The 16,194-nt window shown below is 36.8% G+C and carries 13 protein-coding genes and 1 riboswitch; all 13 genes read right to left on the bottom strand.

From position 1 onward, the window contains the following. Nucleotides 1–875 (bottom strand): toxin VasX (locus tag A9G23_RS10095; protein ID WP_141674932.1); only part of this gene is annotated, 875 nt, incomplete at its 3' end. 39 nt (nucleotides 876–914) lie between these two features. Continuing rightward, entirely contained in the window at nucleotides 915–1,436 is a 522-nt protein-coding gene (locus A9G23_RS10090) for a hypothetical protein (RefSeq protein WP_065587486.1), read from the bottom strand. 478 nt (nucleotides 1,437–1,914) lie between these two features. After that, a complete protein-coding gene (locus A9G23_RS10085) occupies nucleotides 1,915–2,595 on the bottom strand; it encodes an amino acid ABC transporter permease (protein ID WP_065587485.1) in 681 nt (226 codons plus the stop codon). Nucleotides 2,596–2,601: 6 nt separating this feature from the next. After that, nucleotides 2,602–3,327, bottom strand: a complete 726-nt coding sequence (locus A9G23_RS10080; protein ID WP_065587484.1) for an amino acid ABC transporter permease — start codon at nucleotides 3,325–3,327, stop codon at nucleotides 2,602–2,604. A 3-nt stretch (nucleotides 3,328–3,330) separates the two neighbouring features. Next, nucleotides 3,331–4,158: an ABC transporter substrate-binding protein gene (locus A9G23_RS10075; RefSeq protein ID WP_065587483.1), complete on the bottom strand. Its 828-nt coding sequence runs from the start codon at nucleotides 4,156–4,158 to the stop codon at nucleotides 3,331–3,333. A gap of 184 nt (nucleotides 4,159–4,342) precedes the next feature. After that, nucleotides 4,343–4,753: a nucleoside-diphosphate kinase gene (gene ndk / locus A9G23_RS10070; protein WP_065587482.1), complete on the bottom strand. Its 411-nt coding sequence runs from the start codon at nucleotides 4,751–4,753 to the stop codon at nucleotides 4,343–4,345. A 12-nt stretch (nucleotides 4,754–4,765) separates the two neighbouring features. Continuing rightward, entirely contained in the window at nucleotides 4,766–7,063 is a 2,298-nt protein-coding gene (gene pbpC, locus A9G23_RS10065; RefSeq protein ID WP_065587481.1) for a penicillin-binding protein 1C, read from the bottom strand. 119 nt (nucleotides 7,064–7,182) lie between these two features. Continuing rightward, nucleotides 7,183–12,339 (bottom strand): alpha-2-macroglobulin family protein, encoded by a 5,157-nt coding sequence (locus A9G23_RS10060; RefSeq protein WP_065587480.1) that lies wholly within the window; start codon nucleotides 12,337–12,339, stop codon nucleotides 7,183–7,185. Nucleotides 12,340–12,627: 288 nt separating this feature from the next. Beyond that, nucleotides 12,628–13,317, bottom strand: a complete 690-nt coding sequence (locus tag A9G23_RS10055) for a 7-cyano-7-deazaguanine/7-aminomethyl-7-deazaguanine transporter (RefSeq protein ID WP_065587479.1) — start codon at nucleotides 13,315–13,317, stop codon at nucleotides 12,628–12,630. A 46-nt stretch (nucleotides 13,318–13,363) separates the two neighbouring features. Beyond that, the gene (gene queC / locus A9G23_RS10050) at nucleotides 13,364–14,020 is read right to left on the bottom strand and encodes a 7-cyano-7-deazaguanine synthase QueC (protein WP_065587478.1); all 657 of its coding nucleotides are present in this window, start codon (nucleotides 14,018–14,020) and stop codon (nucleotides 13,364–13,366) included. A 27-nt stretch (nucleotides 14,021–14,047) separates the two neighbouring features. Continuing rightward, entirely contained in the window at nucleotides 14,048–14,521 is a 474-nt protein-coding gene (gene queF / locus A9G23_RS10045; RefSeq protein ID WP_065587477.1) for a preQ(1) synthase, read from the bottom strand. A 3-nt stretch (nucleotides 14,522–14,524) separates the two neighbouring features. Beyond that, nucleotides 14,525–14,569, bottom strand: a riboswitch (PreQ1 riboswitch). 152 nt (nucleotides 14,570–14,721) lie between these two features. Next, the gene (locus tag A9G23_RS10040; RefSeq protein ID WP_065587476.1) at nucleotides 14,722–15,150 is read right to left on the bottom strand and encodes a DUF1090 domain-containing protein; all 429 of its coding nucleotides are present in this window, start codon (nucleotides 15,148–15,150) and stop codon (nucleotides 14,722–14,724) included. Nucleotides 15,151–15,167: 17 nt separating this feature from the next. Beyond that, on the bottom strand, nucleotides 15,168–16,103 hold the full coding sequence (gene coaA, locus A9G23_RS10035; RefSeq protein ID WP_065587475.1) for a type I pantothenate kinase: 936 nt from the start codon (nucleotides 16,101–16,103) through the stop codon (nucleotides 15,168–15,170). Nucleotides 16,104–16,194 lie beyond the last annotated feature (91 nt).

The following is a 16,194-nucleotide window of genomic DNA, read 5'->3' as shown; positions in this document are numbered from 1 at the left end:
GATACCCGTTGCGAGTTGAGCTCTTCGGCGATACCGAAGGTGTCTTCTAATACGACCGCGCAAGAAATAGCCCTGTCACCTTGGTATAATCGGTTAACATGACTGGCAAATCGGTGTTTTTGCTCTGCAAAACTTTTAAATGGATGGGCCGATTTAAAATTCTCCAGACCTTGCTCTCCAAAACGAAACTCGAGCACTTTGCTTTTATCATTATCATCATGTTCATGACTATAACCAAAAATATCTTTAAACGGCACCGCTCGGTTACCGGTTGCCTCAGACGGTGAGTCTTTGAGTTTTTGTATATCAATTTTGGTAAAACGCGATAACACTTGGCTATCTTGTTCTTTGAGATAATCGTCGAGGGTCTTTTTGGGCCAAGGTTGTGAAGAATAAGCCACCCACGCTTGCGTAAAGCGCTTATCATCAAGATGAATAAACGAGGCTGGAATGGAGTGGCAGGCCTCTTTACACGCTTTTGATAATGGTCTTGGCTGGGTATGGGGCAGTTCGTGGGCATCTTTTAAACGTAGTGCGCCGTCAATGAATTCATATGCGTCAATTATTCGGCTCTCAATATCATCACCTTGTTGTTGCATCACATAAACATAGCCGTTACGCAAAGTGCGAAGTACATAGTCATAATATTCTAATGCTTCATCTGGCATACGATGTTTAAAATCTAATGTTTTAGTATAATCTGCCAGTTCTTGATAAGTACGGTTAACCTCTTTTATTTTATTGAATTTTGTTTTTATCACGGCTTGACGCAATAAAAAGACCGGTGCTCCTGTTCGTTCACAGGCAACGACCGGCTGCTTCGTTTTTATATTGTATCGCGATGTTGGCTGTTTTTTGCATCTTACACTCTTCAATGCTTGTTTTATCGATTTTCGTTATTTTTCAAAAGTAAACTATTGGCTTTTAAGGTTAATCAATGTCGGGTATAGACTGAGTTCATCATCTAAATCAGTGCGTAATATCTGAGTGAGTCTCTTTTCATCAAATAGATTCAATAATGAATCTTGTGATAATGAGCTTATTGAATTCAGTGACACTTTATTGAGCGATAACGGACTTAATACGGTTATTGCCTCATACAAAGACGGTTTATCATTGACCGATAGGAAGTTACTTAACGCGGAGATTGTTGACATTAAGGTTTGATAGCTAGCTGAATGAAAAGAAAAACTGGCTTTTTGATTGAGAGTCGCCTCAATGGAGAAGGCTTTATCGTAACGAGTAGAAGTAATCACATAACGCCAAGGCTGATTTAACCACTCATCACCGTCAACATGCCAAACCGAAATCGGCGAGCGCAGCCCCTCAACGGTTAAGGTATAGCCGTTATGGCTAATGCAGCCTAAACCCGCCATTAATCCGTCAATCAATCCTTTACCTAATTGTCCAAAAAGGCGATTAAAGCCATTCGCCATATTGTTTTCCTATTTTCCCTAAAATCGCTATATTTTATTGTTAATAAGGTTATTGGCTTATCGTTCTTTATTGTCTTGTTTTAAGCATAAACGATAATGCGAACAGAGTATAAACTATTTTAACGCAAAGTTAACCTTTTTAATCAATACCTTTGCTTAATAACAATAATATCTGTTAGCTAAACGAGTATATGGTAGCGGCTTAACGTCTTTATTTAAAAAGCGATTTAAGCAATGTGATACTTTAACAATTAAAATTTTTTGAAGTTGTTAACTTTACCCAAAAGATGACATCACTCAGCGCAAATCGAAAGAAAAATAATAAAACAAAAGGTAAATTATAGGAACTACTTGCGTTGTTTACAGTCATTGGAGCAAATACGGTAATCAATATACATAAAAAAGCTAACGTTTTATAGGGAGAGAGGATTATTTTAATCATGAAGTGTAAATAACTTGGCGTTTTCCTACATATTATTTAATAACAAAATAATCGCAATTTTGATAAAATCGAAACCGCAAAATCAAGCGATGCGCAAATAATAAAATAAACAACAATAACAAATAAAAAGATCTCAGTTGGATAAACCATACTACGATTATTAACTTGAGTAGCTATAAAAGTAAATTCCGCCACGCCGACAATATAGGCTAAAGACGTATCTTTAATAAGTGATACCCACTGATTGACAAAAGACGGCAACATCATTTTAAGAGCTTGTGGTAAAATGATAAATAAAATAACTTGCTTTTTAGTCAACCCTAATGAAAATGCTGCTTGCCATTGATCTTTAGCCACTGCAATCATGCCGGCATGCACTGAATGACCAATATATGCAGCGCCAATTAAAGATAGTGCACATATCACCGTTGCGATAGCTGGCACATCAACATTAAGCAATACAGGTAATAAAAAGTAAGTCCAAAAAATAAGCATAATAACAGGGATTGCTCTTAAAAAACCAAGTATACTGACTAATAAATAGCGCACTGTTCCTTTTAAGACAGTCAACCCTACGCCAGCCAAAATACCTAACAGGGTTGAAACGATAATTGCAGCAAAACTCATTAACAACGTTAAAAAAATGCCCCCGGGAAAGTTTCCCCACATCATATAACTTAAATTGTTATAAATAACCGCTAATCCTTTGATTTCCATAATTGATTACACCTTACCTATTTGTAATCGTTTTGCTTGATAAATATTACCTAAAGTTCCAACTATCACTATTGCCAAAATATATAATAAAGTTGCAATGGCAAAATCTTGAAAGGTTTTTAATGATTCGGTTTCAACTTGACGCGATACATAAGAAAGCTCTAGTACACCAATAGCCATTGTTAACGATGAATTTTTGATAATATTCATATACTGACCAATTAAAGGCGGAAAGGCAATACGCAAGCTTTGCGGTAAAATAATAAATCGCATACTTTGCCACCAAGTTAACCCTAATGCTAATGAAGCCTGCCCTTGCCCCTGCCTTACACCAGCAATGCCGGCTCTAAACTCTTCGGCAATAAAAGCACTGGAATAACACGTTAAACCAACTAAACCAATCATAAATTCAAAGGAAGGCATTTTCAGTGAAAAAAAGAAAAACGAAATTTGTGGTTCATCAAATAGCCATAACTTAAATTCGACTGGTAATAAATTACCCACACCAAAATACCAAAAAAAGAGTTGAGGTAATAATGGGGAATAACGAAAAATTGCGTTATACCCCATTACAATCCCTTGAATAATCTTTATCGAGCTTTGTTGAGCAATAACTAATAAAAAACCCAATAATGTTGAAAAGACGATAGTAAGCAATGAGATAGCTAACGTAACTAAAAAACCATCCCATAACCACCACCAATAACGGGATTCTAGTAATTGCTCGTGCATAACTTACTGACCTTTACCTATTTTAAAGTCACCACGAGGCATGGCTGATGTGGTTTCAGGTCCAAACCAACGGTTATAAATTGTTAACGCTTGACCATCTTTTTCAAGTGTTAATAAAATTTGGTTGACTTTTTCTTTTAAGCGTTCTTCCCCTTTTGGTATACCAACTGCTTGATATTCTTGGGTGATACTAAATGGCGAAATTTCAAATGCTGCGCGTTGTTCTTCCGGTACATTAGCGAGTAAACCAATTAATTTGGCATCATCTTGAGTAATTGCTTGGACAACACCATTACGTAATGCCGCAAAGGCAAATGGTGTATCATCATAAGAAATCACTTTAGCCGTTGGGTATTTTTCGCGTAGTGTGATTTCCATCACCGTACCTTTATCAGCACCGATACGCAGATTTTTCAAATCATCAGCTGATTTTAAAACGCCCTTTTTCGCGAGAAATTTTTGACCAGTCGCAAAATAAGGCAAACTAAAATCAACAGTTTTTGCCCTTTCATCAGTTACAGTAAAGTTAGCAACAATTAAATCGGCTTTTTGGGAAGTTAATAACGGAATTCGATTGGCTGGATTAGTTGGTACAAGATCAATTTTCACATTCAGTGCTTTAGCTATTTCATTGGCATAATCAACGTCAAGACCAACAATTTTATTGGTCTTTTCGTCAACATATCCAAATGGCGGGTTACTATCAAACACGGCTATTTTGATTTCCCCGCGTTTTTCAATGTCATCAAGGCGATCTGCATAAACAAAATTTGCACCTAACAAACTACTTATTAATGCGACAACAGTGAGTGATTTAGTCAACAATTTCATTCTATTTTCCCAGTAAAAGTTATGTACCGCTAAAGTCTATCAACAAAGAACCGTCTGTATAAATAACAAATACTCACATGGTTATAACTTAAAGTTATATCGATCATGTTTTAAAAAAGAATCCTGGAATAACGGTAATACGCAATACAACATGGTATTTTATAAAATTGAATTACCCAACTATCTAACCATCGACAAAAAAGTAAGCAATTTCTTTTTCGGCTGCGGTTAAAGAATCTGAACCATGCACAGCATTTTCGGTCATGCTGTCAGCAAAGTCCGCTCGTAAAGTGCCCGCTGTTGCTTTAGATAAATCAGTCGGTCCCATCAGTTCCCGATAACGCTGAACGGCATTTTCACCTTCTAAAATCTGAACCACTATCGGGCCAGATATCATAAATTTAACTAATTTATCAAAAAATGATTTACCTTGATGCTCAGCATAAAAGCCTTCAGCTTGTTCTTTCGTTAATCTAAGCATTTTTAGGGCAATAATGTTAAGTCTTGCTTGGCTGATACGGGTTTCAATTTCACCAATCAATTGCTTTTTAACGGCATTGGGTTTGATAATGGATAATGTTCGTTCAATAGTCATGCTTGCTCCGAGTTAATCAAGGGTAAATGCCATTCGCGAAATTTGCCCGCTTTGGTCTAATAATAATAGACGATGTAAACCTTTTTGAGTTACCGTTAAAGCAACTTTTTGATCGTCATGTGTTTGCTCAATCAGTTCACCATCTAAAAACCACCATTTATCGCCTGTACCACCTTGTGGTGTTACATCAATGGTGACATCGTGTTGCCCTGGTAAACGTTTTACTAATTGGTTATCCCGTAATCCAATGATATTCAGTGGCAAAAAGATATCTTTACCAAATACAGGGCAATTTTTATCAACCTCAGGGAACAACGATTGCCGACGCTCTTTGGGTAACAGCCAATTTTCTAAAGCGATTGGCCAAAGTGCAATCTGTTTTTTATGCGCATTACTACAATCTGCTGATACCCGTTTTCCTGCATCATTGACCCAGATCGTTACCCATCCTGAACGGTAGAGATTGTTATTAAGCACTGTGAAAGTATCAAGCGTTGGGGGGACCATATTATTTAATATCCAAGCATTTTTTTGGCGATGGCAGTTTTCGTCATTTGTAGGCAATATTTGCCCTGATGGCCAACAAATTTTTTCTGAAGTTACCGTTGCTGGTTTTGTTACTAAAGGTAATGGTCGATTGAGTCGTCGCTCTTTATTTAATAACAATGTATTAACTTGTTGCAAAATTGGCACTGCTGTGATGGCGCCATATTGACCAACAACTGGCGTGCCATCTGGACGCCCGACCCAAATGCCAATCAAATAGCGAGGATTAACACCAACCGCCCAAGCATCACGATAGCCATAGCTAGTACCTGTTTTGTAAACAAGTTGCTGATGATTAACTAACATCTGCCTTGTGATCCATGCGCTGCCATCGCTAATAAATGGCTTACTTAACAATGGTTCATCTTGTGTAAAACGTAAAGGGCTGACTTGTCCATGACGAGCAAAGGCACTATAGGCACTGACCAAATGATCCATTCTTAACGATGCACCACCTAATATATACGAAATATTAGGATTATTTCCAGTAGATACCAGTGACAACCCAACACTAGCAAGTTTGCCGGTAAACCGTTTTGGACCATAGAGTTCAATTAACTGAACAGCAGGTAAGTTCAATGAGTTTTTTAATGCCTCTGAGGCACTGATTGGTCCATAAAAATCTTCATCAAAATTGGTAGGACGATAATCAGAACTGATTCGAGGCGTATCTTGCAATAACGATTCAGAATGAATCATACCATCATCAATCGCGAGTGCATACATAAAAGGTTTTAATGTCGATCCAGGTGAGCGAAGTGCACTTATCATATCAACCTGACCAAATCTTTCTTTATCATTAAAATCTGCTGAACCAACATAGCCCTTTACTGACATATCGGTATGATCGACTATTAAAATAGCCAGCGAAGTTTTAGGGGGTAGCTGATTTTTACGATTAGACGCAATATCTTCAAGGTTATACTGAAGAGAGTGATCGATCGTTGAATGAATGATATCAACATCAGGATATTGCTGACTTAATCTTCGCGCTAATAAAGGTGCTAGTTGTGGCTTTTTACGTGGGTAAACCCACACTTCTTCCTTTCGAACTTGCTCAATAATATCGGATGACCATACTTGATATTGAGCTAATCTTGCTAAAACTTTGTCTCGAGCTTGTTTGGCGCGCTGAGGATACCTATCCGGACGCAAACGACTTGGCGCTTGTGGCAATACCGCTAATAAAACCGCTTCGCCACGTGTTAACGCTTTTGGTGCTTTGCCAAAATATGACCAGCTCGCTGCCCCCAAGCCTTCGATTGTTCCACCAAATGGTGCACGGTTGATATATAAAGTTAAAATCTCATCTTTGGTAAAATATAATTCAAGTTGTAGCGTTCGAAATATTTGTTGTAACTTTCCAGCTATGGAACGATCGTGAGGATTAAGCAATCTTGCAACCTGCATCGAAATAGTACTGCCACCTGAAATAATTTTTTTATTGGTAATGTTTTGCCAAGCTGCTCGCAGTAACGATGCGGGATTAACACCAAAGTGATCATAAAAGTGGCGATCTTCATAATTTAATAATACATCAAGGTAATCATTGGGCACTTCATCTAATTGAATAGGATATCGCCAAACACCATTTTCATCAGCAAATCGCCAAAGTGGTGTGCCATCTTGGGCAAGAATGGTTTGTGTGTTTTTATTTTTTGCAATCGATAATGGAAATAAATGATCGGCAACAAAAAAGCAGCCTAGCAATAAAAGGATGAAAAAAAACACGAAAGCTAGAATGTTAAGCAGGTACTTTTTCATTTTGTCAAAAAGTTTCAGGAAACTCTACGTTTTAGTATAAAAAGATACCGCTAACGTTTGTTAGCGGATAATCAATTTGTTTATATTTTTAGTCATTAATCTGAATTAATGTTTTAATACTATTGTTGCTTTGGTTCATTAGGTTCTGCATTGCGCTCAACAACTGACATGACATCAACAGATTGACCAATTGCAAACCTATCAGGACGATACATTGATTCAACATAAGGGTATGGCATCATATAATTACCTGCCGTCACAGCCCTAACTAAATAAGCAACACGAGTGCGATAGGTATCTTCACTCATATAATGATTAATATCAACGGCTGCGACGTATCTATCATCACGAAATTCTTGATATTTAACATCATTGCTATCTTCATCTTTCAACAAATTAGCTAATTCAGGGATCGCCTGTAAGCTAACACTGCTGTTGGTTAGATTTTGGTTTTCTAATTCAAGACCAGCAGGTAAAAAATCAACAATTAATGCATCATGAACAGCTTCTTTACGTGAATTAACATCTAATACAACTACCATTAAATCTCCCACTTTCATTTTATCAGGTTGAATTTTATTACCTTTCAAATCATAGTAAGCACGTTTAATTGTTAATATATTTTCATCACTGGTTGGCGCGGGAGCGTTTTTACCATAGCCTGACACGGTGAATTTAATATAAAGTGGTTGAGCATCTTTTGGGTTTGAAATCGTCAAGCCACTCGCTAAATTAACAACATCAAAAGAGCGCGATAATGCAGAATCGACCTCATTTGACTGTTCATTGATCGTAACATCAAATTTATGCGAAGATTTATGTTGTTCTAATGACCAGCCTGCCACAAACAATGCGTTAAGTTCCTGTGTTGAAAAATAACGAGTGTCATTAAGCAAATCAGATAAATGAATTAAATAATCGGCTTGTTTATCAACACTTAATTCATTCTCAATCAATAAAGATAAAACTAATGCATTATCACGTATTGCACTACCATATTCGCCAAGCCAAGCATATTGATGATTATAACTTGTTGTAAATACATGTGGCATCAAACTGTTATAGATATTATCAAAACCAGCGAGTTTGGCCGATAATGCTAACTGAGCAACAGGTAATGGTGACAACACCTTAAAATCACTCTCAGTGATCTGTTGATACATTCGATTGATCTCATTACGCATTGGTACCGTAATTTTATTTTGCTTTGCCAGTACCACTAAAGCATAAGCTTTAGTAGCAAATTGCGTATAATCGCTTACTTGTGAATTGTCATAATAGCTTTGTAAATTATTAAATGCATTAGCATCGTAAATATATTGGCTAATATGAGCAATAGCCGCATCAAGCGCATCATTATTAACATTATATCCTCGTTCTTTTGCTTGTAATAAAAAGTCGGTTGCATACACGGTTAACCAATGTTCTTCAGCACTCTCTTTATTCCATAAACCAAAACTACCATTATTGCGTTGCATTGATAAGATTCGTGAAATACCTAATTGTACTTTTTCGCGTCGTTGCTCATCGGATTCAGTTTTAACTCCTAAAGCAGTCAGCTGTTCTTGGTTTGCATATAATGATGGCATTAAGCCACTAATGGTCTGTTCCAAGCAACCATATGGATAGGCAAATAATTCTTTAATGTACTGAGCAATATTGAGAGGTGGTTGATTTGATACGATTAATTTACCATCAACCGTGTTTTCAATCATTTCAGTAATACTATCTTTAGGTAATATCCAACTGTCTCCCCCATTTATTGCTGCCGCATAATATTTTGTCGTTGCGGCATAAGCAGGTCTAACTCCGACTTTCCATGAGCGTTTGATTTGGTAATCAGAACCATCATCTAACAAAATCCCCTTGACATTAATAGTTACAATACCTTGTCCATAGCCATAATCAGCAACAACGGGCACTTGAATAATTTGTCTTTGCTTACTATCTAGTGTTATTGGCGTGCTCTTAACTGTATTTTGATGAATCAAACCGTCAGTTGTCACTTCGATTTGCATTGTTTGTGTTTTTTCGGTTAAATTATTAAGATCTAACGCCAAGCTAGCCTGATCACCACCCGATAAAAAGCGCGGAGTCGATAGCTCTGCAACCACTGGCGATGCAACTGTCATTACTTGTTCAGCCTTGCCATAGCGATTATCATCCCATGCTTGAACCATGATGCGTAATTCACCATTAAAATTAGGCAAAGCCAGATCAACAACACCTTCGCCCTCATCGTTAAGCGTGATAATTTGTAATTGCTGAGAAATAATATTGACTTCGGTTAATGTTTTGTTACCACCGGTGTTTGCCACACCGAGCAAAGCATCACCGCCAAAACTCACATTCACATTGCGTCCTTTTCCTTCAATCAATTTGCCATATACATCATATAGATCGACATCATAACGTTTCCGACCTAAAAACGCACTGTAAGGATCTGGTGTGGCAAAATTAGTAATGTTTAATACACCTGAATCAACTGCCGAAACTAATACCGTTACCTTACGATCTTGTTGGATTGCGCTTTTATCCATTTTGACTTTTATTGGAATCGTTTTTTCAGGTTCTGTCTTTTTCGGCGCTTCAATACTCACATTTAATTGACGATTCAAAGTATCAATGGGTAAATATAGCAATCCAATTGCTCGTTTAACCGTTTGTACTTCAGCATTGGTTGATGGGCGAATAATCATCGCATTAATATAAATATCATGACGTCCCCAATCTTGAATTGGGATTTCGACATCAAGTCCGTTTTCATCAACGGTAATATCTTGTTTCCATAACATACCATCATTGCTTTCAAGTGCGATATAACCCGATCCAGCGACTGGAGCTTGTACATGTATTTTAGCAGTATCTCCAACTGAATAGACCGTTTTATCCAGACTTAATTTAACCTGATCTGGGCGAACAGCATTGGTACCATTAGTGTTATCTTCCCAATTGTAACCACTTCTAAAACGTAAGCTACTGGTGATGTTATTTTTAGTATCGACAATTTCAATACGGTAAGAGCCATAATCATCTGTTTGGTAGCTGACTTTGGTTGTGCCATTGGCATCAATAGAAAGTGGTTGTTCTTGCACAACAAATTCACTTGAATTGTATTCTTGATGCCATCCAGCATCGTCAGACCAACTCCAATAATAATTACGACGTTCACGAATAATTCTCGCCTTTAAATGATTTGCAGCCAGCTTCTCGCCATCGATGTTAATATAGGCCACTTCAAACTCTGCATTAGCGCCTTTATCAACTGTTGGGCTGTTTTCGTACCGATCTGATGACCAATCGTAATAAGGCGATTGGGAAAATAGTGCTCGCACGGCAGGTATTTGCTCACAGGGCCAAATAGTTTGGCTGGCATAACGTGTAACAGGACGCCCCCCTGAATCGAGTAAACTTGCTTGCAAAATAAGTTTAATTGGAGAGTTCAATTTACCCCAATTGCTAGTATCTATCCCAACTTTTGCGATCCCGTTTTTATCTAACGTCGTCTCAATATTATCAAGTTGATGAGCAAGATTACTGTCAGTCACATCACCAATTTTATAATCAGCAAGTTCAGGGATTGAATCAATTTTTTTAAGATAAATATTACCTTCTAAATTATTGCCTGCCGCTGGGGCACCATAAAGGTACCAACCTTTAACATCAAAATTGACACTTTTATCAAACATAATAGGTTTATTTGATGCTGTGGTCATTTCCATTGCCATGCGCTCTGGCAAAAATTCTTCGACACGAAACCACGCGTAACGGTAATTATTATCGCCTAAATTAAACCGGAATGCCCATTTACCTGTTGCTGCATTAGCAGGAATAACATATTGCCATTGATATAAACCGTTTGAGTCAGCTTTGGCACTGATAGTAAAAGTTTCAACAATTTGATCATCTGGTGACAAAACATCAACAATAATGGGTTGCACCGGCAATGGCTTACCATCAGCATTACGCAAAAGCGCATTAAAATAGACCGTTTCTTGAGGACGATATAAATCACGGGCTCCAAAAGCAAATAGTTGTTTTTGATAAAAAGCAGAACCGGTCAAGTTATACTCGGTTAAATTTAAAGCATTACGTTCTAAACTCACCAAAGAAATCTGTTTTCCATCATTTACGGTAAGTAAGGCATAATCCATGCCTTTTGGTAAAGTCACTTCAGCATAACCAGTAGAGTCGGTTTGGGTTGAAACCGTTGTACAGTTCTTATTACTGTCTTTGATACTTTTGCTACATAAAACAGATAAATTCATATCGGAAAGAGGTTTGCCATTGTCAAGTCCAAGGGTAATGACAGATAATTTACCATTCTCGTAAGCATGCACCGCAACACCAATATTACTGATTGAAAACATTGTTGCGGGATTTGAATAATCATAGGTTCCAGCTTGATTCATAACGGCAAAATAAACACCTTCTTGCTGTAACTCTGGAATTGAAGATAGGTTAAGTAATACCGTTTCTTGAAAATTACGTTTAGGATTAAGATCAAATCGAGACGAATAAACTAATTCAGCGAATTGATTAATATTCTTTGAGTTCCAACTGGTCACTTGGTCAATAAAACCATAATCAGCAACAAAATCAGATAACTGCTCTGGTCTGATTTTAAAAAAATTAACATCAATTTTATTCACATTAAGAGTGATAACAGGTAAACCACTCATTGATCTACTTGGTAGCAAAAAACCACTACTGGCAAAGCCCACCATCGGCTTGCGATCTTGGGTTTTAATTTCCGCCTGATAGACTTCTTTTAAACTGTTGCCATTAATGGCCGCTAACATTTTATCGATAGTAAGTTCTAATTCACGATTTGGCTCCAGGTATCGATGTCTTAATTCTAATCCATTATCTGACAGCTCCCAAGCACCATCAACATTACCGGCTTGGCGATCAACTAAACGAAGTAAATTAGAAAAATTAAGTTTAGGATTTAAAGGAACCGAAAAGGTAATAACCAGTGTACTTGAACCATCAAGAATGACTTCAGAACTATCAATGACCGTTAATGCTTTACCATGATATTTTTCGATTAATTCTGGGGTTGGGTTAAAAACAGGTTTTGGCGATTCTTCTTGCGCTATTGCACTGCCCTCATTAGGATTACTAACATTAGCTGCATTATTATTATCAATGACATTTGTTGTTGCTTGCGTTGTTAATTGTTGAGCACTTGCAGTTTGCTCCGTTTTCTTATTATCACATCCGACTAACGCTAATAATAGGCTCAATATAGCTAAATGTTTTACTAATCCCATACCCACTCTACCTCATATATTATTCTCATATATTATTATCGTTATTGTAGCTCAACTTGATTATATTTTAACCTTATATTATGCACTGCTATTTGCCATTTGGCAAAGGGTGTTTAATAAAATTTTGCGATTCCTCCGCAAAAAGAGAATAAAAAAAACAAATAAAATCAATGTATTTTCTGAATGTTTTTTGTGAGTACTTATTTTAGTATTAAACATAAAACTAAAAGCTCATCTACAATAATAGATGAGCTTTTAGTTGATTAAAATGAATAAATAAAATTAAGATTATAAGAAATGTTTAGTGTGAGGCGTTGCGACTAATTTTTTGAGAATAAAATTTAAAATCACACCATAAAGTGGCAAAAAGAATAATCCGCAAATTAGAATTTTGAAACTATAGTCCATTAACGAAATTTCGGCCCAGTGATTTGCCATAAATTCATCGCTACTTTGATAAAATGCGATAGCAAAAAAGACAATAGTATCAATACCATTACCAAAGATTGCTGATGCAGTTGGTGCAACCCACCATGATTTATTTTTTCTTAAATAGTTAAAAACCGTGATATCCATCAATTGCCCAACGAGATAAGCTGCAAAACTGGCTAGCGCTATTCGAAATACAAAGCTATTAAATTCGGTCAATGCCGACAAACCAACCCAATGTGTCTCAAAAAATAACACCGAAATAAGGTATGAAAATAGCAATGCGGGGATCATTACCACAAAAATGATCTTTCTTGCCAAGCTTGCACCATAAATTCGAATGGTCAAATCGGTAGTTAAAAAGATAAATGGAAACGTGAAAGCCCCCCATGTGGTGTGAAAACCAAAAATATCAAACGGGATTTGAACTAAATAATTGCTTGACGCAATAACTAATATATGAAAAAAAGCCAACCAGTAAAGCGCTTTTTGCTGTTGCCCACGGGTAAAGTTTTTTTCTATCGATTCGAACTGATTCTTTAAGTACATCTTGTTTCCTTTTTAATGGGGTGAGAGAACCCAGTTATTAATAAATCTATCTAGCCTTAGCCATATATTCTTGCAAGCCCTTATCACGCAGCAGGCAACTAGGACACTGACCACATCCCCCTTCAACGCCGTAATAACAGGTGTGGGTATGTTGTTGGACATAATCAAGATAGCCCAGTTTATCGGCCATTTCCCATGTTTGTGCTTTGGTCAAATACATCAGTGGTGTAATAAGATTAAACGCATAATCCATGGCTAAATTCATTGATACATTCATTGATTTAATAAAGATATCGCGACAATCTGGATAGCCACTAAAGTCGGTTTCACAAACGCCAATAATAATGTCAGAAATGCCCTGCTGCTTGGCATGGCATCCAGCTAATAGTAAAAAGAGCATGTTACGCCCATCCACAAAGGTATTAGGATAATCGCCATCTTGAGCTGCTTTAATTTCTTGTGAGTCGTCGATGAGCGCATTATTCGTGGTTTGTTTGATAACTGATGTATCAATGACAGTTTGCTTTATACCTAAATCTTTGGCGATCCATTTGGCTTTTTCAAGTTCAATGGCATGACGTTGACCATAGTGAAAGCTGATTGCCTGAACGTTTTCACGTCCATAATCAGCAATGGCTTGCAGTAAGCAGGTGGTTGAGTCTTGCCCACCAGAAAATATAACGAGTGCTTTACGAGTTTGCATTAACGGTTCCTATTTGGATGGATTAAATTAGCGATTATCCACTTTTTCTGGATACATATCGTGATTAGCTAATCGATTAGCCGCAACTTGTTGCCAATGAGTCCCTAATTTGCCATAGTTGGCGTAAGGATCAATCGAAATGCCACCGCGTGGTGTAAATTTACCCCAAACTTCAATATATTTAGGATCCATTAATTTAATCAGATCTTTCATAATGATATTAATGCAATCTTCATGATAATCACCATGATTACGAAAGCTGAATAGATAAAGCTTTAGCGATTTACTTTCAACCATTTTAATATTGGGTACGTACGAAATATAAATCGTTGCAAAATCAGGCTGACCAGTGATAGGGCAAAGGCTCGTAAATTCTGGGCAATTAAATTTAACAAAATAGTCGTTATTCGGATGTTTATTATCGAACGTTTCGAGTATTTCAGGGCAATAGGTTGTAGGATAGCGAACAGACTGATCGCCAAGTAGTGTAATTTTACTCATAATGTTTCCTTAGTTTTTTAGCGTGGGAGGTTCACGAACCACGTAACGAGGCGCACACCATACTCTTTTTGTTTTAAAAAGTCTAGTATGACAAGGATTAATACAAAATTAACACCATCAACAGTAACCATTGATGGAGTTAATGATAAAAACACGGTTGAAAAACAAGTGAATTGGATGAATAATCTGTGTGTTACCGCTTATTTCAATTTTAATTCTTGATAAAATTTAGCTAATTCAGCTTTAGCTTCATTGAGTTCTTTTTCAGCATCGGCTAATTTTGCTTGTTGTTTGGCAATTTTATGTTCATTACCTTTTGCTTTTGCTTTCGCTAACGCTTGAGTCCTTTCTGCCACTTTATTGGATTTGTCGCTAACATTTTTTTTGTATTTAGCTTCTAAATCATCATTTGAACAATGCTTATTGACATCGTGTAATGCTTTTTCCAGTCCTTTAACTCGGTGAGCGTTATTATGCTTTTTAGCATAATCAATTTGTGTTTCAATGGCTTGTTTTTTGTTTTCACACGTTAGTCCTTCTGTTTGATTCGAGGCATAAGCACCAAACGACAATAAACTCGCCAAAGTAATAATGCTTACTTTAGTCATTACTCGAATTACTGATTCCATATGAATTCTCCTTAAAATTATTTTCTTAATTGAACACAATCAACTTTGTGATCTTTGCCTTTAGTCAGAATTAAACTAGCCCTTTCCTTTGTTGGTAAGATGTTTTCAACTAAATTTAATTCATTAATTTCGTGCCAAATGCGATTAGCAATGTTTACCGCTTCTTGTTCTGAAATTTGTGAGTAGTGGTTAAAATAAGAGTTCGGGTCACTAAATGCTCCCGCTCTAAATTTTAAAAAACGATTTACGTACCAATTATGTAATAACGAAACTTCAGCATCCACATAAATTGAGAAGTCGACATAATCAGAGACAAAAACACGGTTATTTGCTTGCGGATAGTTTAAGGTACTTTGTAGTACATTTAACCCTTCAAGAATCAAAATATCAGGACTATCAATAACGATTTCTTCATCCTCAACAATATCATAAACCAAATGAGAATAAACGGGTGCTTTAACTTGTGGCTGTCCTGACTTTATATCAGCAACAAAGTTGATCAGTTTTTTGATATTGTACGATTGTGGAAAGCCTTTTTTATTCATTATCCCACGCTCTTCAAGGCATTTATTGGGATATAAAAATCCATCAGTTGTAACTAAAGCCACTTTACGATGCTCTGGCCAACGCGTTAACAACGCCTGCAATACCCTTGCTGTTGTGCTTTTACCGACAGCAACACTACCGGCAATACCAATGATATAAGGGATTTTGTGACTTTTGCCTAAAAACTTAGACAGTACGGCCTGCCGGCTAAAGCTATTACTAATATAATAATTAAGCAATCTTGATAGAGGCAAATAAATGTCACTAACTTCATTCATAGACAAGTCTTCATTAATTCCTTGTAAAGAAGTTAACTCTTCAGGGGTTAACGTCATCGGTACCGCATTACGCAAACTTGCCCATTCTTGGCGGTTAAATTGCATATAAGGGCTCAAATGATTTTTCATTTTATCTTGTTCTCTAATTCGATCTCATAAATTTATTGGGCTCAGATTATACATAAATCTCTTTTTTTACAATCTTAAATTAGCATGACTG

Source organism: Gilliamella sp. App4-10 (assembly GCF_001690495.1).
In the GTDB taxonomy this organism is placed as follows: Bacteria; Pseudomonadota; Gammaproteobacteria; order Enterobacterales; family Orbaceae; genus Gilliamella; species Gilliamella apicola_G.
The sequence above is the reverse complement of the archived record's forward strand: the minus strand, read 5'-3'. Positions and strand labels throughout refer to the sequence as shown.